The organism is Streptomyces sp. IBSBF 2435, from assembly GCF_036815005.1.
Classification (GTDB): domain Bacteria; phylum Actinomycetota; class Actinomycetes; order Streptomycetales; family Streptomycetaceae; genus Actinacidiphila.
Genome location: NZ_JAJSYW010000412.1, coordinates 1 through 451 on the forward strand (window position 1 = coordinate 1; position 451 = coordinate 451).

At 79.4% G+C, this 451-nt stretch carries 1 protein-coding gene; it reads left to right on the forward strand.

The genetic code is table 11. The features are described 5' to 3' along the window. Positions 1–159: 159 nt before the first annotated feature. Positions 160–451 (forward strand): BACON domain-containing protein (locus V7E46_RS34065; RefSeq protein WP_443054439.1); only part of this gene is annotated, 292 nt, incomplete at its 3' end.

The following is a 451-nucleotide window of genomic DNA, read 5'->3' on the forward strand; positions in this document are numbered from 1 at the left end:
GCGCCGGACGGGGCGGGGGTGCCGGACGGGGCGGCCGGCGGGTCGCGCTCGCGGCCCTCGCCGCCCGGTTCGCCGTCCGTTCCTGTGGACGCCGACGTCACCGCCGTGACCGTCACTGCGGCGGATGCGTCGGTGCCTTCCGCCGGGGCTTCTCTGACGGTGACGGCGGCGCCCGGGGCCGGGCGCACCCTCGTCACCCTCACGGCGGGTGGCTCGGGCGAGGTGCGGTGGACCGCGTCCACGGCGGCGGGGTGGCTGCGGCTGTCGGCGGTGCGGGGTGTGCTCCGCACCGGGGAGTCGGTGACCGTGGCGGTGACGGTGGTCCCCGAGCTTGCGCCCGACGGTTCGTGGTCGGCGTCGATCGCTTTCGCGCCCGGGGGCGGGGCGGCGGTTCTGCGGGGTACGACGCGGAGGGCGTCGCCGCCACCGGTGTCACCGCCCCCGGCCCCGC